The organism is Kaistia nematophila (genome assembly GCF_026343855.1).
Lineage (GTDB): Bacteria > Pseudomonadota > Alphaproteobacteria > Rhizobiales > Kaistiaceae > Kaistia > Kaistia nematophila.
In genome coordinates this window covers 142,816-164,531 of the sequence record NZ_JAPKNK010000006.1, presented here as the reverse complement: position 1 = coordinate 164,531, position 21,716 = coordinate 142,816, and the positions used below count along the sequence as shown (strand labels likewise).

Sequence of the window (21,716 nt, the reverse complement as noted above, 5' to 3'; positions counted from 1 at the left end):
GAACCCCGGCTAAGAACTATTCGCCGTCGTCCACAGGTCAGGCCCTGCCGATCAGGTCGGCAGGTTCAGGCGGATGTGCAACTCGCGCAGCGCCTTCGGGGTCGGATCGCTCGGCGCGCCCATCAGCAGGTCTTCCGCCTGCTGGTTCATCGGGAACAGCGTGATCTCGCGCAGGTTCTGCGCGCCGCAGAGCAGCATGACGATGCGGTCGACGCCGGCGGCCATGCCGCCATGCGGCGGCGCGCCATACTGGAACGCGCGGTAGAGGCCGCCGAAATCGCGCTCGACGTCTTCCTTCGACCGGCCGACCAGTTCGAACGCCTTGACCATCGTCTCCGGCAGCTGGTTGCGGATCGAGCCCGAGGCGATCTCGAAGCCGTTGCAGACGGCGTCGTACTGGTAGGCCTTGATCGTCAGCGGATCCTGGCTGGTCAGCGCCTCGATGCCGCCCTGCGGCATGGAGAAGGGGTTGTGCGCGAAGTCGAGCGTCTTCGTCTCGTCGTCCCATTCGTAGAACGGGAAATCGACGATCCAGCAGAGCTCGAACCGGTCCTTGTCGACGAGGTTCAGGTCGGTGCCGACGCGCGTGCGCGCATCGCCGGCGAACTTGTAGAACTTCTGCGGATCGCCGGCGACGAAGAAGACGGCGTCGCCATCGTCGAGACCGAGCTGGACACGGACCGCCTCGGTGCGCTCCGGACCGATGTTCTTGGCAACCGGGCCGGCGCCCTCGAGGACGTCGCCTTCCTTGCGCCAGAAGATGTAGCCGAGGCCCGGCTGACCCTGCTGCTGCGCCCAGGAGTTCATGCGGTCGCAGAAGGCGCGCGAGCCACCGGTCTTGGCCGGAATCGCCCAGACTTCGGCCTTCGGGTCGGCCTCGATCATGCGGGCAAACACCTTGAAGCCGGAACCGGCGAAATGCTCGGTGACGGCCTGCATCTCGATCGGGTTGCGCAGGTCGGGCTTGTCCGAACCATAGGTGCGGATCGCCGTGTCATAGGGGATGCGGCGGAACTTCTGCGTCACCGGCTTGCCGTTCGCGAACTTCTCGAAGATGCCGCGCAGCACCGGCTCCATCGTGTCCCAGACGTCTTCCTGGGTGACGAAGCTCATCTCGAGATCGAGCTGGTAGAATTCGCCCGGCAGGCGGTCGGCGCGCGGATCCTCGTCGCGGAAGCAGGGCGCGATCTGGAAGTAGCGGTCGAAGCCCGCCATCATCAGCAGCTGCTTGAACTGCTGCGGCGCCTGCGGCAGCGCGTAGAACTTGCCGGGATGGATGCGCGACGGCACCAGGAAGTCGCGCGCGCCTTCCGGCGACGACGCGGTCAGGATCGGCGTCGTATATTCATGGAAGCCGATCTCGGTCATCTTCTCGCGCATCGAGGCGATGATCTGGGTGCGCTTGACGATGTTGGCGTGCAGCGTCTCGCGGCGCAGGTCCAGGAAACGGTACTTGAGGCGGATGTCTTCCGGATATTCCGGCTCGCCGAACACCGGCAGCGGCAGTTCCTTGGCCGCGCCGAGCACTTCGATGTCCTGCGCGAACACTTCGATCTGGCCGGTGGGCAGGTTGGCGTTGACCGTCTCGGCCGTGCGCTTCTTCACCAGGCCGTCGATCTTGATGCACCACTCGGAGCGAACCGACTCGGCCACCTTGAAGCCCGACGAGTCGGGGTCGCAGACGATCTGCGTCAGGCCGTAATGGTCCCTGAGATCGATGAACAGCAGGCCGCCATGATCGCGCACGCGATGAACCCAGCCCGAGAGACGGACGGTCTCGCCCGCATGGGTCTCGCGGAGTTGTCCGCAGGTATGGGTGCGATAGCGGTGCATGGTGCTGGGATCCGAGTTTGGTCTGGCGACAACGGGACATGCGCAAAGACCGGCTGACAAGGTAGATGCGCACGCGCGCGGAAGAACACACGCGGGTCGGGCTTTGTCAAGAACGGCCCCCTCGCCGCCGCCCCGCGCCCTCCCCTTGTAATCAGGGAAAGGCTACCCATCTAAGTCTCATCCCAGCCACACAATACGGGCCGCGCGCCGAAAGGCGCCGCAGTTCGAACGATCGGGTCAGGACGGATGTACTCCGGCCCGTTCGGTTGGCTCGCGACCGGCTAGCCGTCGCGCGCCATGGCGGGAAATCGGATTGCCCAGGCCCGCAGTCGACGCATGAGGCGCTTTCTCCTGGCGCCCGGTGTCGCCGGAGCCTGGGCTCTCTATGTCCGCGGAACCCGCCTCCCCCCGCGACAAGCCGGCCGGCCTGCGCTATTAGAAGCTTCATGACCGATATCATTACGACAACTGAACACCTCGCCGCCGCTTGCGATCGCCTTTCCCGGTTCGATTTCGTCACCGTCGATACGGAGTTCATGCGCGAGACGACCTACTGGCCGAAGCTCTGCATCATCCAGATCGCGAGCACGGACGAGGCGGTGGTGATCGACGCCGAGGCCCCCGGACTGGACCTCGCCCCCTTCTTCGCCCTGATGGCGAACGAGGCCGTGGTGAAGGTCTTCCACGCCGCCCGCCAGGACATCGAAATCGTCTGGCACCTGGGCGGCATCCTCCCGCACCCGATCTTCGACACGCAGGTCGCCGCCATGGTCTGCGGCTTCGGCGAATCGATCAGCTATGACCAGCTCGTCGGACGCATCACCGGTCACCCGATCGACAAGTCGTCGCGCTTCACCGACTGGAGCCGCCGCCCGCTGACGCCGCAGCAGATCGAATATGCGATCGCCGACGTGACGCATCTGCGCGACGTCTACAAGGCGCTGAAGAACAAGCTCGACAAGGAAGGCCGCAACGACTGGGTTGCGGAGGAAATGAACGTGCTGACCTCGGTCGACACGTATCAGGTGGATCCCGCCAATGTCTGGAAGCGCCTGAAGATGCGCATCAAGAAGCCGCTGCAGCTGGCCGTGCTGATGGAAATCGCCGCCTGGCGCGAGCGCGAGGCGCAGGCCCGCGACGTCCCGCGCGGCCGCATCCTGAAGGACGACGCGATCTACGAGATCGCCGAGCAGCACCCGACCACGGCCGAGGCGCTCGCGCGCCTGCGCTCGATCCCGCGCGGCTTCGAGCGGTCGCGCACGGCCGAGGACATCCTCGCCGCTGTCAAGAAGGCCGTCGATCTGCCGAAGGACAAGCTGCCCAAGGTGCCGAAGGTGAAGCCGGCCTCGGAAGGCAACGGCGCCGCCGTCGACCTGCTGAAGGTGCTGCTGAAGATGACCAGCGAGGAGCACGGCGTCGCCGCGCGCGTGATCGCCACGGTCGACGATCTCGAAGCGATCGCCGGCGACAACAACGCCGACGTGCCGCCGCTGCATGGCTGGCGCCGCGAACTTTTCGGCGAGCAGGCGCTGAAGCTGAAGCGGGGCGACATCTCGCTGCGCCTCGACGGCCGCCGCGTGACGATCGTCAGCGACGAGCCGAAGCCGGCCATCGAAGCCGCCTGATCCCGCGGATCGAGGACATCCTCGAACGACAAAGCGCCGACGGCCCGCCGTCGGCGCTTTCTTTTTGACCGCCTTCGCGGCGGATCAGCCTATGTGTCTTCGACGACGATCGCCGGCTTCATCGCGCCGAGCTTCGCCAACTGGGCGACACGGCGCTGCAGGCGGCTGCCGGCGAGCATGCCGCGATCGGTCGGCAGAACCAGGGTCAGCTGGTCGCCGCGCGCTTCCATCCGCGTGCGCGGAATAACGCCGGCCATGGCCCCGGAAACGAGATAGGCGACGCGAAGCGCGGCGCCGAGCGCTCTCGCCCGCTCCAGCAGGCGCGTCGTCGCCAGTTCGCGGATGCGCGAGGAGATATGCTCGTCGACGAGGCCTTCGTGGCGATAGTAGTTGGCGAGCGCCAGATAGGCCCGGCCGGGATGGTCGATGCCGACGAAGGAGCCATGCGCGATCATGTTGAGGCTCTGCTCGCCGCGATAGTCGGGATGGCCGCGCCAGCCGAGATCGGCGAGCAGGCAGGCCGCCGTGCGCAGGCGAATCTCGTCCGGCGTTTCCTCGATGCCGATCGCGGCCAAGGCCTGGCCGGTCCAGGGGCCGAGCTCGCGGGCATGGCCGGGCGAGCGCGAACGCAGCAGTGCCAGTTCGTCGGCGGCGGCGATCAGCGGGTCGAGCTGCTGCGTCTCGGTGTCGAGCAGGTCGTAGAGCAGCCCCTCGCGCACGCCGAGCGCCGACAGGATGATCATCGACGGCTTCATGGCGCGGATGACCTCGCCCAGCACGATCGCGCCATAGGGCAGCAGCAGACGGCGGCTCTTCGAGACCGCCTCGATCGAATCGAGCGATTCCGCGTCGCGGCGCGCCACCATGCGGCAGAAGTCGAGCGCCTCGCCGGCGGGAATGGCGTATTCGTGCATGATATGCAGCGGATAGCCCTTCTGGCGCATGTGCAGGCGGGCGAGCGAGCGCCAGGTGCCGCCGATGGCATAGAAGGGGCGACCCTGCCCGTTTGCCAACACCGCCGAACCCGAAAGCGCGTCGGAAGCGATCTTCTCGGCTTTCTTCAGCGTCTTCTCGGACACTTCCTCGAGACGAAGACCGCCGAGCGGGAAAGTCTCGCCAAGGCCGATCTCGCGGCCCCGGATGTCGACGACCTCGAGGCTACCGCCGCCGAGATCGCCGGCGATGCCATCCGGCTCATGCACGCCCGACAGCACGCCCATGGCGGAGAGGCGCGCCTCTTCCGGGCCGCTCAGAAGCGCCACTTCAGCGCCGGTGATGTCCTCGACCTGGGCCAGAAATTCCGGGCCGTTCGCCGCCTCGCGCGCGGCGGCCGTGGCGAGCACATGCACGGACTGCACCTGCATCTGCTCGCAAAGCCCCATGAAGCGCCGGATCGCCGCCAGCGAGGCCTCGACGGCCTGGTCATTCAGGCGGCCGGTGGCGGCGATGCCGCGACCGAGGCCGGCGAGTTCCTTCTCGTTGAAAAGGGCCATCGGCGTGCGGCTCAGGCGCTCGTAGACGACGAGGCGGACCGAATTGGAGCCGATGTCGATGATCGCGACGGGACCGCTGCCATTCAGCCGTCCCGGCGCATATTCATGCGTCAGCAGGGTTCCCCCTGTCCCGATATCCATTTCAAGGCTTGGCAGGTCGGCTTCCGATTGACCGAGGGGAGCTGTTTTTGAGCGATTTTCCACGGCCAGAGAGACTCGGGTTCGTCATGAAATACTGATGGGCGTTGAAGACTTCTTCGCCCTTGCGCGGCACGATCCGTTTGGACGACCCGTCAGGCTGGATTTCCCAACTCTGCTGATTGTCCTTCAGGTTGGCGACCATAATCTGATCGAGCACCTGTTCGTGCACGGTCGGATTCAGCATCGGGATCATCGCCTCCACGCGACGATCAAGGTTCCGCGGCATCAGGTCTGCAGATCCGATATAAACGATCGCTTCCGGCGAGGGCAACCCGTGGCCGTTGCCGAAGCAGAGAATGCGGGCATGCTCCAGGAAGCGCCCGACGATCGACTTGGCGCGGATCCGGTCGGAAAGGCCCGGCACGCCCGGCCGCAAACAGCAGATTCCCCGAATGACAAGATCGATTTCGACGCCGGCGCGGCTGGCGTCATAGAGCGCGTCGATGATCTGGGGATCGACGAGCGAATTCATCTTCATCCAGATCGCGCCGGGGCGGCCAGCCTTCACATGGTCGATCTCGGCATAGATCAGGTCGAGGATGCGCTTGCGCAGGAAATGCGGCGAGGTCGACAGCCGCTCGATCTCGACCGGCTCGGTGTAGCCGGTGATGTAGTTGAAGATCCGCGCCACGTCGCGGGCGATCGCAGGATCGTCGGAGAAGTAGGAGAGATCGGTGTAAACGCGCGCCGTGACCGGGTGATAATTGCCCGTGCCGATATGGACGTAGCTGACCAGCGCCCCGCCCTCGCGGCGAACCACAAGCGACAGCTTGGCGTGGGTCTTCAGCTCGATGAAGCCGTAGACGACCTGCACGCCGGCCCGCTCCAGGTCGCGGGCCCACTTGATGTTGGCTTCCTCGTCGAAGCGCGCCTTCAACTCGACCAGCGCCGTCACCGACTTGCCGGCTTCGGCGGCTTCGGCCAGCGCCTTGACGATCGGGCTGTCCTTCGAGGTGCGGTAGAGCGTCTGCTTGATCGCCACCACGTCGGGATCGAGGGCTGCCTGGCGCAGATACTGCACCACGACGTCAAAAGACTCGTAGGGATGGTGGACGATCAGGTCCTTCTTGCGGATCGCGGCGAAGCAGTCGCCGCCATTCTCGCGGATGCGCTCGGGGAAGCGGGCCTGATAGGGCGGAAACTTCAGGTTGGGACGGTCGATGCCGACGAGCTGCGACAGGTCGTTGAGCGCCAGCATGCCGTCGACCAGGAAGATCTCGTCCGGGAGAACGGCGAGCGCGCCGGCGACGAAGTTGCGCAGCGCCTCGGGCGTCGCCGATTCGATCTCCAGGCGGATCACCGAACCGCGACGGCGGCGCTTCAGCGCCGTCTCGAAGAAGCGGACGAGATCCTCGGCTTCTTCCTCGACCTCGATGTCGGAGTCGCGGATGATGCGGAAGGCGCCAACGCCCTCGATAGAATAGCTCGGGAACAGGCGCGCGGTGAACAGCGAGACGGCATTCTCGAGGCTGATGAACCGCTCGATGCCCGCCTCGGACGCCGGCAGGCGGATGAAGCGGTCGAGCGTCATCGGCACGCGCAGCAGCGCGGTCATGCGGCTGCCCGTCGCCGGGCGCACCAGCTGCAGCACCAGCGAGAAGCCGAGATTGGGGATGAACGGGAACGGATGGGCCGGATCGATGGCGAGCGGCGTCAGGACCGGGAAGACCGAGTCCATGAAATAGCCCTCGAGCCAGATCCGCTCGTTTTCCTTGAGGCCGGCCGGATCGACCAGCATGATGCCGGAGATCGCCAGTTCGTCGCGCAGTTCGGCCCAGCGGCTCTGCTGGTCGGAGGCGAGCGACGAGACGGCATCGGCGATCTTCACCAGCTGTTCGCTCGGCGTCAGGCCGTCATCGCTGGTCAGGCTCACGCCCTCGCGCTGCTGGCCGCGCAGACCGGCGACGCGCACCATGAAGAACTCGTCGAGATTGTTGGCCGAGATGGAGAGGAAGCGGAGACGTTCCAGGAGCGGATGCTGCGGATTGCCCGATTCCTCCAGAACGCGCCGGTTGAACTCCAGCCAGGAGAGCTCGCGGTTGATGAAGCGCTCCGGGCTATGGCGCAGCCGGCTCACCTCTTCCGCCTCTACCTTGATCGCAGCCAGGGCCGCCTTGGCGTCCGGATTCTTCTGGTCCATTTCCGCTCTTCCACTCGCGTTGTCCGGGCAGGATACACGCGAATTGTGACAATTGCGTCAGGATCAGGCTGGCACCCGATCTTTAGTCGTCGAAAGGCAATTCCGGCTCGTCGCCCGCCTCGCGGGTCAGCACCGCCGCAGCCAGCTGGCGGTTGATCGGCCGGCCGGCGGCCAGCGCCTCGCGGTCGAGAAGCTCGACCAGCCGGTTGGCCGCGCCGAGCGAACGCTCCATGCGGTGGCTGATGAAATCGATCACGGCGGGGTCGACCGTCACCTGCCGGTCGGCGAACAGCTTGAAGATGACGCGGGCGAGAAGCTCGTCTTCCGGCTCCTGCAGTTCTACCGGCACGGCTGCCCGCAGGCGCGAGGCGAGGTCCGGCAGGTCGAAGCCGAGCGCATGCAGCGGCTTGCGGCTGGTCAGCAACGCCGAAACCCGGCGCTCACGCACCAGGTTGAACAGATGGAACAGCGCCGGCTGCGACACCCCCTCGTCGTGCAGGTCTTCGACCAGCACCGGGTTCGCACGGACGAGCTCGTCCAGCCCGGCGGTCGCGAGATCGCGCGCCGCGATCTCGACGGCGCCGGCGGCGCCCTTCCAGATCTGGCCAAGATGGGTCTTGCCCGATCCCTCCGGTCCGACGAGCAGGGCGACCGGATTGGGCCAGTCGGGAAAGCGGTCGATCAGCGCGACAGCCGGCTGGTTCGCGCGGCCGACGATGAAGTCCGCGCGCGTCATGGCCGCGCTGTGCGGCAGCGAAAGCGGCAGCTGCCGCAGGGGTTCACTCATATCGACAAGGCTCGAACGAAGACGCTCAAGGATGCGCGGGAGGCTGGTCGTCGCCGCCCAGCCGGCCCCGATAGATCGGGCTGGTCAGATAGCGCGCAATCGCAAAGCGCATCAAGACGGCGATCGCTGCGGAAGCGGGGACAGCCACCAGCAATCCGACGAAGCCGAACAGGGCGCCGAAAGCGAACAGGGCGAACATCAGCCAGACCGGATGCAGGCCGACGCTGCGTCCGACGAGGCGCGGCTGCAGGATATTGCCCTCGATGAACTGGCCCACGGCGAAAACCAGCACGGTCGCGCCTATCCACTGCCATTCGGGCCAGAACTGCACCAGCGCGACGCCGACCCCGACGATGAAGCCGACCGTCGTGCCGACATAGGGGATGAAGGACAGGATGCCGGCGCCGATGCCGATCAGCAGGCCGAAATTCAGCCCGACCAGCATCAGGCCGAAGGCGTAGATGCAGCCGAGCAGGGCGCAGACCAGCCCCTGCCCGCGCACGAAGCCGGCAATGGCGTGATCGATGTCGCGGGCGATCGATCGCACGGTCTCGACATAGTCACGCGGGACCCAGCTATCGATACGGGCGACCATCTTGTCCCAGTCGATCAGCATGTAGAAGGCGACGACGGGCGTGACGACGAACAGCGCGCCGAGGTCAACCAGCGCCGACCCGCCGCTCCAGATCGATTTCAGCAGCGCCGAGAGCCAGCCGGCGGCCTCGCTCATCAGGGTGCCCATCGAGTTCGACAGCTGGCCGGGATCGACCTTCAGCATCTGGCCGAGACGCGTTTCGAGGAACGCCTGCACCAGCGCCTGCAATTGCTGCGCATAGGTCGGGATCTTGTCGATCAGCCCGGCGAGCTGATTGACCATCAGCGGCACGATCAGCACCACCAGCAGCGCGAGCAGAACGACAAAGCCGACCAGAATCACCAGCGAGGCTGCGAGCCGGCTCAGGCCCCGTCGCTCGAGCCAGTCGGCGATCGGATCCAGGCCATAGGCGACCGCCATGCCCACCAGGAAGGGGAGCAGCACGTCGCGGAAGATGAAGAGGAACAGGACGAAGACCAGGAGCGTACCCAGCCAGAATCCGATCTGACGCTGCAGATTCATGGCGTAGGCACCCTCTCGCTTCGTCGGTCGGCCGGGTACTCACCACAACCTGTTGTGCCCCAGATAGGGTTTCGAGGGCTGGATGGTCAAGGCGACCCGTTTGCAAGACACATGAACTCAAGGCAAAGTCGATCGATGTTCGCCAATATTCCAGATTCTGCCTGCATAATCGACGCACGATCGGGCGAGAGCTTCACCCGGACCGCGCTGGCCAGCGCAGTCCGGAACCGGGCCGAGGCGCTGCTTGCCGCCGGGATCCGCACCGGCGACCGCGCGGCCGTAGCCCATGGCTCGCCGGTCGGCGTGCTGATCGATCTCTTCGCACTCTGGCGGATCGGCGCCGTCGCCGTCCTGCTGAGCAAAACGCTCACCGCAAGCGAGCGGGCGAATGTGGTCAGCGCGATCCGACCGAGCCTCTGGATCGGCGATATCGACGACGGTCTCGTCCGGCACCTGCCGCCCGCATCCGCCACCTCCGGCATGGCGCTGCTCGCCCCGACCGACGAGCGGGACAATTCGGATCCGGATGCGCCGGCGCTGATCCTGATGACGTCGGGCACGACGGCGACACCAAAGGGCGTGGTGCACACGCGCCGCTCGCTGATGGCCCGGATCGCCCTCAACATCGCCCATATCCCGGCAGTGGATCTCGCCCGCAGCCTGTCGCTGCTGCCGATGCATTTCGGCCATGGCCTGATCGGCAATTGCCTGACGCCGCTCTTCGCCGGGGCGACGCTGGTGCTATCGCCCGATCCCGGCGCGATCGGCCTCGCCCGTCTCGGTGCGCTGCTCGATGCGCAGCGGATCACCTTCATGAGTTCGGTGCCGTCGCTCTGGCGCATCGTCCTGAAGACGAGCTCGCCGGCCGAGCGCGGGACGCTGCGCCGCGTCCATGTCGGCTCGGCCCCGCTTTCGGCCGAACTCTGGCAGGCGATCGCGGCGTGGGCGCGCACCCGGCACGTCGTCAACATGTATGGGATAACCGAGACGGCGAACTGGATCGGCGGCCACGATCTCGCCGAGGGACTGCCCGCGGACGGCCTGGTCGGCCGGCCGTGGTGCGGCGCCTTCCGCGTGCTGCGCGAGGACGGCACGCTGGCCGGACAGGGTCGCGGCGAGGTCGCCGTGTCGACGCCCGGCGTGATGACGGGATATCTCGACCAGCCGGACCTGACCGCCTCCGTGCTGCGGAGCGGCTGGTTCCTGACCGGCGACAGCGGCGAGATCGATGCCGAGGGCCGGCTCAAGATCGTCGGCCGGCTGAAGCACGAGATCAATCGCGGCGGAATCAAGATCCCAGCCGAGGAGATCGACCTGCTGCTGGAGCGCCATCCCGACGTGATCGAGGCCTGCGCCTTCGCCCTGCCCGACCCGATCAGCGGCGAGACGGTCGCAGCCGGCGTTGTGATGCGCGCCGGATCGACGCTATCGGCTGCCGACCTCAGGGCCTGGTGCCGGAGCGTCATCCGCGCCGAGGCCGTGCCGGAACATATCGCGGTCCTCGCCGAGCTGCCACGCAACGAGCGCGGCAAGCTGGACCGGCGCCGCATGGCCAGCACATTCGAAGCGATGCGCGCGGTGCCGGCCGGATGAGCACCAGGGTGCGAGGTCTCGCATGAACCCGTTCAACAGGAGCGGAAACATCGAGCTGGCGCGGAGCGTCATCGCCGCCGCCCTCGAGCTTCCGACCGAAGGCGTGCCGGCCGATGGCACGATCGAGACCGTGCCCGGCTGGGACAGCATCGGCCATGTCCGCATCATCCTGGCGATCGAGACGCATCGCGGCGAGCGCCTTCCGCCGGAAGAGATGCTGCGGGCGATCGACGTGCCCTCCGTCGCCGAATTGCTTGGCTGAGCGATGCCGGCCGGGAAAGCGCCCTCTGGACGAAGGAGTGCCGGGTGGTCAAATCGTTGCTGAAGCGGTTGTTGCCGCTGCCCCGCGTCGTCATCGAAACCGAGCGCTTCACGCTCAGGGCCGTGCGCCGCGATTGGCTCGGCGCGCGCAGCCTGCACTGGTCGGAAGACACCGATTTCGTCGAGGGCCTGGGCTGGCCTCCCGGTCCCTACAAACCGCGGCAGTGGCGGCGGCGCTTCAACCGCCCGGACAATCGGAAGATCTTCCACTTCGCCATCTTCCCGCGCGGGACGGAGACGCTGATCGGCGCGCATGGCGTGAATTTCACCGAGCCCGGCATCGCCTCGCTCTATGTCGGCATAGGCGACCATGCCTGGTGGGGCAAAGGCGTCGTGCAGGAAGTGCGCGCAGCGCTGCTCGACTTCATCTTCGACCAGGCTGGCGGCCATCGCGCCTTCGGCATGGTGCATGCCAGCAATACCGCCTCGATCTACAACTACCAGCGCCTGGGTTTTCGCCATGAAGGGACCCTGCGCCGGCACCGCACCCTTGCAAGGACCGGCGAGCAGGTCGACCTGCTCGCCTTCGGCATGCTCAAGGAAGAGTGGCAGGCCCGCCGCCGGGGCGTCAAAAGCGCCGCAATCGCAGGCATCCGGTGATTCCGGGTTGACGGCGACGGCGCGAATGTGGTCCTCCCTGCCCAAAGCAACCGGGATCCTTCGATGACCGAAAAGACCGGCGCCAAAAACGCCCTGAGCTATGCCGACGCGGGTGTCGATATCGACGCCGGCAACCGTCTCGTCGACATGATCAAGCCGCTGGTGAAGGCGACACGCCGTCCCGGCGCGGACGCCGATATCGGCGGCTTCGGCGGCATCTTCGATCCGAAGGCGGCCGGTTACACCGATCCGCTGCTGGTTGCCGCCAATGACGGCGTCGGCACCAAGCTCAAGGTCGCGATCGATACCGGCATCCACGACACGGTCGGCATCGATCTCGTCGCCATGTGCGTCAACGACCTGATCGTGCAGGGCGCCGAGCCGCTGTTCTTCCTCGACTATTTCGCCACCGGCAAGCTCGACCCGAACGAGGCCGCTACCGTCGTCGCCGGCATCGCCGAGGGCTGCCGCATCGCCGGCGCCGCGCTGATCGGCGGCGAGACGGCCGAGATGCCGGGCCTCTACAAGGCGGGCGACTACGACCTCGCCGGCTTCGCCGTCGGCGCCGTCGAGCGCGCCGGCCTGCTGCCGCGCCCGGATATCGCCGAGGGCGACGTGCTGCTCGGCCTCGCTTCCTCCGGCGTGCATTCGAACGGCTTTTCGCTGGTGCGCAAGATCGTCGAGATCTCCGGCCTCGGCTTCGACGCCCCTGCCCCGTTCGCGCCGGAACTTTCGCTCGGCCGCGCCCTGCTCGCGCCGACCCGCATCTACGTGAAGCCGCTTCTCGCCGCGATCCGCGCCACGGGCGCGATCAAGGCGATGGCCCACATCACCGGCGGCGGCTTCGTCGACAACATTCCGCGCGTCCTGCCGGATGCGCTCGCCGCTTCCGTCGATCTCGATGCCGTCGACGTGCCGCCGGTCTTTGGCTGGCTCTCCCGCACGGGCGGCGTCGCCGAGCACGAGATGCTGCGCACCTTCAACTGCGGCGTCGGCATGATCGTCGTCGTCAGCCCCGACGCGATCGAGGCCGTCACCGCGGCGCTCGCCGCCGAGGGCGAGACCGTGATGCGGCTCGGCACGCTGGTTCCGCGCAGCGGCGAAGGCGTCGAATTCTCCGGCGCGCTGGCGATCTGACCATGGCAAGAAAGCGCGTCGCGATCCTGATCTCGGGCCGCGGCTCGAACATGACGGCGCTGATCGAGGCGGCGGCGGATCCCGAATTCCCGGCCGAGATCGCGCTGGTGCTTTCGAACCGCGCCGATGCGGGCGGCCTCGTCCGCGCGGCGGAAGCCGGCATCGCGACGGCCGTCATTGATCACAAGGCCTATGGCAGCCGCGCCGAGTTCGACGCGGCGATGGATGCGCGGCTGCGCGCCGAAAACATCGATCTCGTCTGTCTCGCCGGTTTCATGCGGCTTCTGACCGATGGCTTCGTCGAGGGCTGGCGCGACCGGATGATCAACATCCACCCGTCGCTGCTGCCGCTGTTCCCCGGCCTGCACACGCATGAGCGCGCGCTGGAGGCGGGAATGCGGCTGCATGGCTGCACCGTGCATTTCGTCCGCGCGCAGATGGATTCCGGCCCGATCATCGGCCAGGCCGCCGTGCCGATCGCGCTCGACGATACGCCCGACACGCTGTCGAAGCGGGTGCTGACGGCCGAGCACCAGCTCTACCCGCTGGCGCTCGCCCTCGTCGCCTCCGGCCTCGCGACCGTCGAGGACGAGCGGCTGAAGCTGCACGAGGACCTGCCGGCCGATCTCGGCGGCATGCTGATCGGCCCCACCTTCGAAAGCTGACCGGCAGAACGCTCAGCCGGCAACCGCCCGAGCCAGCAAGAAGGCCGCTGTCGCGACCAGCAGCGTGATGGTCGAAACCCCGCCGAACAGCCGTCCAAAGCGACCTCGGCCGACCACCAGTGCATAGACGGCCTTGGCGATGGTGTTCACCGCCACCGTCAGGGCGATCGCCAAAGCCGCGATCCCGGTGTCGAGGTTGGGAAGCTTCGCCACGGTCACGATCGCGGCGTCGACATCGCCGATGCCCGCCAGGGCGGACACTGACACGATGCCGGCCGAACCGAAGACGCTCGATGCCGCGCGCACGGCGAAGCCGATCGCGGTCAAGAACAGCACGACCTTCAGCACGCCTGCCAGCTCGAACGGATTGTCCAGCCGGCCCAGTTCATGGGCGCTGGCGAGGCGGCCGCGCACCAGCCACAAGGCGGCGGAGGCCATGACCAGCGCCCCGAGCAGCAGCGGCGGCAGCAGGAAGCCCGCAAGCGCGGGCGCGAGGCCGACCGCCAGCACGGCGGAGCGAAGATAGGAAACGCATCCCGCCGCGGCCGCCCCGGCCGCGAGCCGGTCGGCATCGCCGCCGGCGGCGACGCGGCGCGCATTGTCGAGCGTGACCGCCGTAGAGGATACAAGCCCGCCGGCGGCGCCTGCCGCCAGCTCGCCCCTCCCCGCGCCAAAGAGGCGGACGGCGACATAGCCCACATAGGAGATCGCCGCGAGCAGGATGGCGAGCGACCAGACGGACCGCAGCGACACGCCGCCAAACGGCCCATAGGGCGCTTCCGGCAGCAGGGGGAGGATGACGAAGCTCATCGCCAGGAGGATGATCGCCGAACGCAGCTCGATCCAGCTCAGCTGCTCGATGAAGCGGTGCAGCGGTTCGCGGCTGGCGAGGATCGCGGTCAGGCCGACGGCGCCGGCGGCGGCAAGGCGGAGATCGCCGACCACGGCCAGGACACCGAACAGATAGGTGAGCATGGCCGCGACCACGGTCGTCACACTGAAGTCAGATTCCGCCTGCTCCTCGCGCCATTTGTAGAAGGCGAAGATGCCGGCAAAGGCGAGGAAGATCGAGGCGACGACAAGGCCCGGCGGCCCGCCGGCCGGAAGCGCCGCCTCGATCAGTCCGGCGGCGCCGCCCAGCATGCCGATCAGCGCAAAAGTGCGAATGCCCGCCGTGCGCTGACCGGAAGCGGCCTCGCGCTCGCGCCAGTGGCGCTCGACGCCGACGGTCAGGCCGATCGCGGCAGCCACGGCGAGGCGATAGAACGGCTCGAACTCGGTCACGCCCATCTCCGGCAGGGAATCGACGATGCCGATCATAGCGGCCGCCGCCGGTCGCGGCACGGCGTCCGGCGACGTCGCCTGAAACCGTGCCGAACCGGGCCTGCGCCGACGGGTCGAAAGGACGGCCTCAGGCCGCCCTCACCCACACCTTGATGTCATGCACCGCCGCTCCGCCGAAAGGAGCGACGGGGTCGGCGCCGGTCAGTGTGTTGATGCCCTTGCCGTCGACGAAGGCGCTGTTCGGCCAGAGGCCTTCCGAGATCACCACGCCGCGCTTCAGCCCCTCGAACAGGCGGGCATGCACCTTCACCTCGCCGCGCCGGTTGCCGACCGTGACCAGGTCTTCGGCGGCGATGCCGAGGCCGGCGGCGTCGTCGGGATGGATCATCAGTTCGGGGCGGCCCTCGCGGCCGATCGAGGACGGCGTCTCGTTGAAGGTCGAATTCAGGAACTGCCGCGCCGGCGAGGTGGCGAGGCGGAAGGGATGCGCCTCGTCCGCCGCCTCGATCGAGCCCCAGTGATCGGGCAAGGTCGGCATGTCGGCATGCGGACCGACCACACCGTAGTTCTCGTTGTCGACCGAGGCCCAGTCGACGCGGAAATGATACTTGCCGTCGGCATGGCCGAAGCCGTTCAGGAAATGCGCGGTCTCGAAGTCCGACTGGCAGTCGATCCAGCGCTTCTCCTCCAGGTCGGCGAGCGTGCCCCAGCCTGAACGCTGCAGCATCAGGTCGATGTGCTCGCGCTCGGTCATGGCGAAGCCGGGCTGCTCCAGCCCGAGGCGCCTGGCGAGGCCGGCGATCACCTGATGGTTGGTGCGGCACTCGGCCGGCGGGTCGACCAGCTTGGGCCCGAAGATGATGTACTGGTGGCCGCCGCCCTTGTAGATGTCGTCATGCTCCAGGAACATCGTCGCCGGCAGCACGATGTCCGCCATCTTCGCGGTGTCGGTCATGATCTGCTCATGCACGGCGACGAACAGGTCCGGCCGGGCAAAGCCCTGCTTCACCAGCGTCTGGTCCGGGCAGACCGTCACCGGATTGGTGTTCTGGATGATCATCGCCGTCACCGGCGGGCCGCCGGCGAGCGCGTCGGGATCGTTGGTCAGCACCGAGGCGGTGCGCGACTGGTCGAGCTGGCGCACGTTCGGGTCGAGCAGGTCGAGGCCTTCGATCGCGGTCCGGTCGAGATGATAGATGCTGCTGTTCGAGTGGAACGCGCCGCCGCCCTCATATTGCCAGGCGCCGGTCACGGCCGGGATCGACAGCGCCGCATGCATGGCGACCGCGCCGTTGCGCTGCCGCGAAAAGCCGTAGCCGAGCCGGAAGAAGGTGCGCTTCGTCGTGCCGACCAGGCGGGCGAACGCCTCGATCTCCGCGGCCTCGAGCCCGGTGATCGCGGCGGCCCATTCCGGCGTCCGTCCGGCGAGATGCGCCTCCAGCGCCTGCGGCTCGTCGGTGTAGCGGGCGAGATAGGCGCGGTCGGCGTGACCGTCGCGGAAAAGCACATGCATGACCGCGCAGGCGAGCGCCGCGTCGGTCCCCGGCTTCAGGCAGAGCGCGAGGTCGGCCTGCTTCATCGTCTCGTTCTGGTAGATGTCGATCGCGACGATCTTGGCGCCGCGTTCCTTGCGCGCCTTGATCGCGTGGGTCATGACGTTGACCTGCGTGGCGACCGCATTGGTGCCCCAGATCACGATGCAATCCGACTTCGCCATCTCGCGCGGGTCGGAGCCGGCGATCTTGCCGGCACCGGCGATGAAGCCGGTCGACGCCATGTTGGTGCAGATCGTGCCATAGAAGCCGGAATAGCGCTTGGCATGGCGAAGCCGGTTGATGCCGTCGCGCTGCACCAGCCCCATCGTGCCGGCATAGTAATAGGGCCAGACCGTCTCGGCGCCGAGCCGGGCCTCGGCCTTCACGAACGCCTCGGCGATCTCGTCGAGCGCATCCTCCCAATCGACCACCTGCCATTCGCCGGATCCCTTTTGGCCTTTGCGGCGAAGGGGTTGCGTCAAGCGGTTCGGATTGTGAATCCGCTCGGCGTAGCGGGCGACCTTGGCGCAGATGACGCCGGACGTATAGTCGTTGTCCTTCGCCCCGCGAATGCGGCCGATCTTGTTGCCCGCCAGCAGCTCCACATCGAGAGCACAGGTCGACGGGCAATCATGCGGGCAGGCCGAATGACCGATGCGGGAAAAGGCGGGAGCGTTCATAGCGAGGGGTTTCCGTGTGTCTGCCCGTTATCGCGCGATATTTCCCCGCGGTCCATGGCAACAGCGAGGCACGCCGCGACGCGTCGCCGCGCCCTTTGACAGAATCGTGCGTGCCGGACGATCGTCGACCGGCATGCAGGCAAGGAGGCGGCCATGAGCGAAGCGGTGACATCGGGCGGCGACGCATTCGTGCGGGAGGGCGGCTGCCGCTGCGGCGCGGTCCGGCTCCGGATCCGCGCCCGCCCGCTTTTGACCATGGCCTGCCACTGCACCGGCTGCCAGAGGATGTCGTCGAGCGCCTACTCGCTGTCGGCCGCGATCCCCAGCGCCGCCTTCGAGGTGACGAAGGGCGAGCCGGTGATCGGCGGCCTGCGCGGCGCGTCGCAGCACTTCTTCTGCGGCCACTGCATGACGTGGATGTTCACGAAGCCGGAAGGCATCGACTTCTTCGTCAACCTGCGGCCGACCCTGCTCGACGACGCCAGCTGGTTCGTCCCCTACATGGAGACCTGGACCGGCGAGAAGCTCGCCTGGGCGACGACGCCGGCGGTGCGCAGCTTCGCAGCGCTGCCGCCGGAGGACGCCTACGGCGACATGATCGCGGGCTACGCCGCGACGTGGGAAGGCGGCGACATGGGAGGGCGGGGCGGCTGACGACGCTCCCATCGAACACGCAAAGCTGATCGAACGAACGCGGATTGCGATGTCGGCGCGCCGCGCGCGGGCTCATAATGGCGCAACCCAACGGCGCAGGTAATGGCGCAACCCAACGGCGCAGGGCGCGTTGGCGTGATAGGTGCGCACCCCATGCCGGGAGGCGGCCGCCGTCCGCAACGATCCCCGCAGGAAGGTTTCCCATGCCCGATTTCCTCATCCATCACAACGCCCTGGTTCTGGTCGGCGACGGGCGCAAGGCGCTCTTCCTGCGCAATCGCGGCACGCCCCAGGCGCTGGACCTGGTCGTCGAGGAAATCCTCGACGGCAGCGACAATCCGCCGACGCGGGAACAGGGCACCGACCGTCCGGGACGGGTGATGCAGAGCGCGGGCTTCTCGAGAAGCTCCGTCGAACAGACCGACTGGCACCTTCTGGAAGAACAGAAATTCGCCGGCACCATCGCCGAGGCGCTCTACAAGGCGGCGATGGCCAACAGCTTCAGCGAACTGGTCATCGTCGCGCCGCCGAAGACCCTCGGCACGCTGCGGCAGAGCTTTCACAAGCAGGTCAGCGACCGCATCCAGGGCGAGATGACGAAGACGCTGACATCGGCCCCGATCGACGAGATCAGCCGGCTGCTGGCGGCCTAGGCGGCGAGCGCGTAGCCATCACGACCGTCGCGCTTGACGGCATAGAGAGCCCGATCCGCCAATTCCAGCAGTTCCGTGCCCGTCCGGGGATGGGCTGCGCTGGCTTCGGCCACGCCGATGCTGAGCGTCAGCGGGATGCCGCCCCCGCCCCAGGGCACGGGCCGCTGGCGAAAGGTCGCGACAAGCTCTGATGCGATCGCCGAAGCTCGCGAGCCGTCGAGATCAGCGAGCAGGATGCAGAATTCGTCTCCTCCCGGCCGGGCGACCAGATCGGCCGGGCGAAGCGCACCGGCGGCGATGTCGGCGACCTGGCGAAGGCAGGCGTCGCCGGCAGCGTGGCCATGCTCGTCATTGATGGACTTGAAGTTGTCGAGGTCGACCATCATCAGCGTGAAGGGCAGCCCGGTGTGCCGCAGGCGCTCCTCTGCGGCGACGAGCCGCTCCTGAAGCAGACGCCGATTGCCGACGCCGGTCAGCTCGTCGCGATAGGTCAGCACGGCGAGCTCGGCGCGCAGATGGTCGATCGCCATGACGATCATGCCGAAATTCCAGACGACGCCACTGAAGATCACGAGCAGGATTACGACGGTCTCGATCGTGTCGTAGTGAAGCTGGGCCATGCCGCCATGGGTGAAGGCGATGTTCGCCGCGGTCTCGACGCCGTGAACGAAGATCGCGATGGCCATGGCGACGGCGGCCAGCATGCTGCCCGGCGTCCGCCGGCCGGGCCGGGTCAGATCGAAGATGGCGCAGGCGAGCGGAATCGACTGGCCGATGGCATAGACCGCGTTGCGCGCGCCGTTGCTCGGATAGGCCGTCGAGAAGACAACAAGCGCCACCATCGCGCCCGTCGTGATCAAGACGCTTTCGACCCAGGGCCGGCTGCGGCCATAGAACTGGCGCACGCCGACCCAGTAGAGGCAGAAGCCGAAGAAGATGACGCCGTTGCCGATGACGTTGGTCGGCACCTTGGCGAGCGATTCCAGCGCCAGGATCAGCCCGCCCAGCGCCGTGGTCAGGCAGGCGAACATCCAGATCCGGGCGGCGGCAAAGCTGCGATAGGACCACCAGATCAGGCCCCAGATGATCGCCATCGTGAACGCGTTGAGCAGGATGACGATGGACAGCGTCAGGAAATCGAGAACCATGGCGATCTTCGGAATCCGCGGCGGATGAGAGGGAGGTGGCCGGACATGCGCGGACGATCAGCTCGCCCAATTCCAGGAGACTGCAGCACCGACTAATTCATTCGGACCCCGATCGTCAACCTGAGGTTGAGATAAAATTCGCCCCGGCGCCACGAAGCCCCTCGTCGGACGCCTGAGATCCGGATGGCGGAGGAATGCCCCTTGCGCGGTCAGCGCGGCAATGCCAACACCTTGGCCATGAACTATCGTCACGCCTATCACGCCGGAAACTTCGCGGATGTCGTCAAGCACGCCATCCTCGCCCTGCTCATCGAGCACCTGAAGGCCAAGGACAAGCCTTTCCGGGTGATCGACACCCATGCCGGCATCGGCCTCTACGACCTGACGGCAACAGAGGCGGGCAAGACCAACGAATGGCAGGGCGGCATCGGCCGGCTGCTCGACGCCGGCGGCCAGCCGGCGACCGAGCTGTCGCGCAAGCTCGCCGAAGCGCTGGCGCCCTATCTGGAGACCGTGAAGGCCGCCAATCCGGATGGCGGGCTGAAGCATTATCCGGGCTCGCCCTGGCTGATCCGCCACCTGCTGCGCAAGACCGACCGCATGACCGCGGTCGAGATGCACCCGGAAGACCATGCGACCTTGGCCGAGCTCTTCGCCGGCGATTTCCAGGTCAAGGCGATCGAGCTCGACGGCTGGCTGGCGCTCGGCTCCTTCGTGCCGCCGAAGGAGCGGCGCGGTCTGGTGCTGATAGACCCGCCCTATGAGCAGCCGGACGAGTTCAAGACCCTGTTCGACCGGTTCGAGAAGGCCTATCAGCGCTGGCCGACGGGCGTCTATGCGCTCTGGTATCCGATCAAGGACATCGGGGCCGTCACCAACTTCCACAAGCGCCTCGCCGAGAGCGGCATTCCCAAGATCCTCGCCGCCGAGCTCTGGGTGCGCGAGCGGGCGACGCCCGACACCTTCAACGGCACCGGGCTCGTGATCTGCAATCCGCCCTGGCAGATCGACCGCACGCTCGACGGCCTGCTGACAGGCCTCGCGCCGATCCTCGGCGAGACGGAAAAGGCGGGTCGCCGCGTCTGGTGGATTCGCGGCGAAACCTGACACTCCGGCCGGTCAGGCCGCGAAGGCGCGGTCCGGCCTCGCGTCGAAATCGAGGATCGGCCCGAGCGGAACGACGCCGGTCGGGTTAATCGTCTTGTGGCTCTCGTAGTAGTGCCGCTTGATGTGGTCGAAATCGACGGTCTCGCGGATGCCGTCCACCTGGTAGAGCTCACGCGTGTAGGACCAGAGCGCGGGATAGTCGACCAGCCGGCGCAGGTTGCACTTGAAGTGGCCGACATAGACGGGATCGAAGCGCAGCAACGTGGTGAAGAGCCGCCAGTCCGCCTCGGTCAGCCGGTCGCCCGTCAGGTAGCGCTGCTCCGAGAGCACCCCCTCAAGCCAGTCGAGGCTGGCGAAGAGCGGATGGATCGCCTCCTCATAGGCCGTTTGGCTGGTCGCGAAGCCTGCCTTGTAGACCCCGTTGTTGACGGTGTCGTAGATACGCGCGTTGAGCGCGTCGATCTCTGGCCGCAGCGCCTCCGGGTAATAGTCGCCCGGCTTGGCGCCGACGCCGTCGAAAGCTGAATTCAGCATGCGGATGATCTCGGACGATTCGTTGCTGACGATCGTCCCGGTCTGCTTGTCCCACAGCACCGGCACGGTGACGCGGCCGGAATATTCGGGATCGGCCTTGGTATAGACCTGGTGCAGGAACCGGAAGCCGTTGACCTTGTCGGCGGTGACGCCCGGTCCGGGCTCGAAGGTCCAGCCGTTCTCGGCCATCAGCCAGTTGACCACCGAATAATCGATCATCCCCTCGAGCCCCTTCAGCGCGCGGAAGATCATCACGCGGTGGGCCCAGGGACAGGCGCGGGCAATATAGAGATGATAGCGGCCGGGCTCGGCCTTGAAGCCGCCCTTGCCCGTGGGGCCGGGGCTGCCGTCCGCCGTCACCCAGTTGCGAAAACCCGCCGCGCTGCGCTGAAAGCGACCGCCCGTGTTGCGGGTATCGTACCATTGGTCCTGCCAAACGCCATCGACCAGAAGGCCCATATCCGTGCTCCGTTCATCGTTGAACGACATATCGGCTTAATCAGGAGTTGTTGCCAGCACTCCACACGGCGACTCTCTGTTCACCACCCTGCCCGATCCGGCCGGTGAATGCTTGACCGTCGTGGCGGCTGTGACGCATCGTCTGGCAGA

The 21,716-nt window shown here is 66.9% G+C and carries 18 protein-coding genes; 9 read left to right on the top strand and 9 right to left on the bottom strand.

Annotation, left to right across the window (positions count from 1 at the left end):
- Positions 1 to 51: 51 nt before the first annotated feature.
- Positions 52 to 1,833, bottom strand: coding sequence for an aspartate--tRNA ligase (aspS, locus tag OSH07_RS15315; protein WP_266339541.1), 1,782 nt, complete (start codon positions 1,831 to 1,833; stop codon positions 52 to 54).
- Between the two features lie 446 nt (positions 1,834 to 2,279).
- On the opposite strand from aspS, the gene rnd reads away from it, so the two are divergent.
- On the top strand, positions 2,280 to 3,458 hold the full coding sequence (gene rnd, locus OSH07_RS15310) for a ribonuclease D (RefSeq protein WP_266339540.1): 1,179 nt from the start codon (positions 2,280 to 2,282) through the stop codon (positions 3,456 to 3,458).
- A gap of 89 nt (positions 3,459 to 3,547) precedes the next feature.
- On the opposite strand, the gene ppx is transcribed toward rnd, so the two are convergent.
- The 4 genes from ppx to OSH07_RS15290 form a co-directional block, all read right to left on the bottom strand.
- A complete protein-coding gene (ppx, locus tag OSH07_RS15305) occupies positions 3,548 to 5,092 on the bottom strand; it encodes an exopolyphosphatase (protein WP_266339539.1) in 1,545 nt (514 codons plus the stop codon).
- A gap of 1 nt (position 5,093) precedes the next feature.
- Positions 5,094 to 7,292 (bottom strand): RNA degradosome polyphosphate kinase, encoded by a 2,199-nt coding sequence (locus OSH07_RS15300; RefSeq protein ID WP_266339538.1) that lies wholly within the window; start codon positions 7,290 to 7,292, stop codon positions 5,094 to 5,096.
- An 82-nt stretch (positions 7,293 to 7,374) separates the two neighbouring features.
- On the bottom strand, positions 7,375 to 8,079 hold the full coding sequence (locus OSH07_RS15295; protein WP_266339537.1) for a P-loop NTPase family protein: 705 nt from the start codon (positions 8,077 to 8,079) through the stop codon (positions 7,375 to 7,377).
- Between the two features lie 25 nt (positions 8,080 to 8,104).
- On the bottom strand, positions 8,105 to 9,196 hold the full coding sequence (locus OSH07_RS15290) for an AI-2E family transporter (protein WP_266339536.1): 1,092 nt from the start codon (positions 9,194 to 9,196) through the stop codon (positions 8,105 to 8,107).
- 135 nt (positions 9,197 to 9,331) lie between these two features.
- Here OSH07_RS15290 and OSH07_RS15285 point away from each other — a divergent pair, with 135 nt between their 5' ends.
- The 5 genes from OSH07_RS15285 (at position 9,332) to purN (ending at position 13,512) form a co-directional block, all read left to right on the top strand.
- Positions 9,332 to 10,789, top strand: a complete 1,458-nt coding sequence (locus tag OSH07_RS15285) for a class I adenylate-forming enzyme family protein (RefSeq protein ID WP_266339535.1) — start codon at positions 9,332 to 9,334, stop codon at positions 10,787 to 10,789.
- A gap of 22 nt (positions 10,790 to 10,811) precedes the next feature.
- Entirely contained in the window at positions 10,812 to 11,051 is a 240-nt protein-coding gene (locus tag OSH07_RS15280; RefSeq protein WP_266339534.1) for an acyl carrier protein, read from the top strand.
- 44 nt (positions 11,052 to 11,095) lie between these two features.
- Positions 11,096 to 11,710, top strand: a complete 615-nt coding sequence (locus tag OSH07_RS15275; RefSeq protein ID WP_266339533.1) for a GNAT family N-acetyltransferase — start codon at positions 11,096 to 11,098, stop codon at positions 11,708 to 11,710.
- A gap of 63 nt (positions 11,711 to 11,773) precedes the next feature.
- The gene (purM, locus tag OSH07_RS15270) at positions 11,774 to 12,847 is read left to right on the top strand and encodes a phosphoribosylformylglycinamidine cyclo-ligase (protein WP_266339532.1); all 1,074 of its coding nucleotides are present in this window, start codon (positions 11,774 to 11,776) and stop codon (positions 12,845 to 12,847) included.
- Between the two features lie 2 nt (positions 12,848 to 12,849).
- On the top strand, positions 12,850 to 13,512 hold the full coding sequence (purN, locus tag OSH07_RS15265; protein ID WP_266339531.1) for a phosphoribosylglycinamide formyltransferase: 663 nt from the start codon (positions 12,850 to 12,852) through the stop codon (positions 13,510 to 13,512).
- A gap of 12 nt (positions 13,513 to 13,524) precedes the next feature.
- Here purN and OSH07_RS15260 read toward each other — a convergent pair whose 3' ends face one another.
- Together OSH07_RS15260 and OSH07_RS15255 are read right to left on the bottom strand one after the other, a co-directional pair.
- Entirely contained in the window at positions 13,525 to 14,832 is a 1,308-nt protein-coding gene (locus OSH07_RS15260; protein WP_266339530.1) for an MgtC/SapB family protein, read from the bottom strand.
- A gap of 91 nt (positions 14,833 to 14,923) precedes the next feature.
- Complete coding sequence (locus OSH07_RS15255) at positions 14,924 to 17,011, bottom strand: molybdopterin-containing oxidoreductase family protein (protein WP_266339529.1); 2,088 nt, start codon at positions 17,009 to 17,011, stop codon at positions 14,924 to 14,926.
- Positions 17,012 to 17,164: 153 nt separating this feature from the next.
- On the opposite strand from OSH07_RS15255, the gene OSH07_RS15250 reads away from it, so the two are divergent.
- Together OSH07_RS15250 and OSH07_RS15245 are read left to right on the top strand one after the other, a co-directional pair.
- Positions 17,165 to 17,665, top strand: coding sequence for a GFA family protein (locus OSH07_RS15250; RefSeq protein ID WP_266339528.1), 501 nt, complete (start codon positions 17,165 to 17,167; stop codon positions 17,663 to 17,665).
- 203 nt (positions 17,666 to 17,868) lie between these two features.
- Positions 17,869 to 18,318, top strand: coding sequence for a host attachment family protein (locus tag OSH07_RS15245; RefSeq protein ID WP_266339527.1), 450 nt, complete (start codon positions 17,869 to 17,871; stop codon positions 18,316 to 18,318).
- On the opposite strand, the gene OSH07_RS15240 is transcribed toward OSH07_RS15245, so the two are convergent.
- Positions 18,315 to 19,466 carry a GGDEF domain-containing protein gene (locus OSH07_RS15240; RefSeq protein ID WP_266339526.1) on the bottom strand — a complete coding sequence of 384 codons (1,152 nt, stop codon included), beginning with the start codon at positions 19,464 to 19,466 and terminating at the stop codon, positions 18,315 to 18,317. The two genes, OSH07_RS15245 and OSH07_RS15240, sit on opposite strands and share 4 nt — an antisense overlap.
- Positions 19,467 to 19,703: 237 nt before the next feature.
- Here OSH07_RS15240 and OSH07_RS15235 point away from each other — a divergent pair, with 237 nt between their 5' ends.
- A complete protein-coding gene (locus OSH07_RS15235) occupies positions 19,704 to 20,573 on the top strand; it encodes a 23S rRNA (adenine(2030)-N(6))-methyltransferase RlmJ (protein ID WP_266339686.1) in 870 nt (289 codons plus the stop codon).
- A gap of 12 nt (positions 20,574 to 20,585) precedes the next feature.
- On the opposite strand, the gene OSH07_RS15230 is transcribed toward OSH07_RS15235, so the two are convergent.
- Positions 20,586 to 21,566: a glutathione S-transferase family protein gene (locus OSH07_RS15230; protein ID WP_266339525.1), complete on the bottom strand. Its 981-nt coding sequence runs from the start codon at positions 21,564 to 21,566 to the stop codon at positions 20,586 to 20,588.
- Between the last annotated feature and the right edge of the window lie 150 nt (positions 21,567 to 21,716).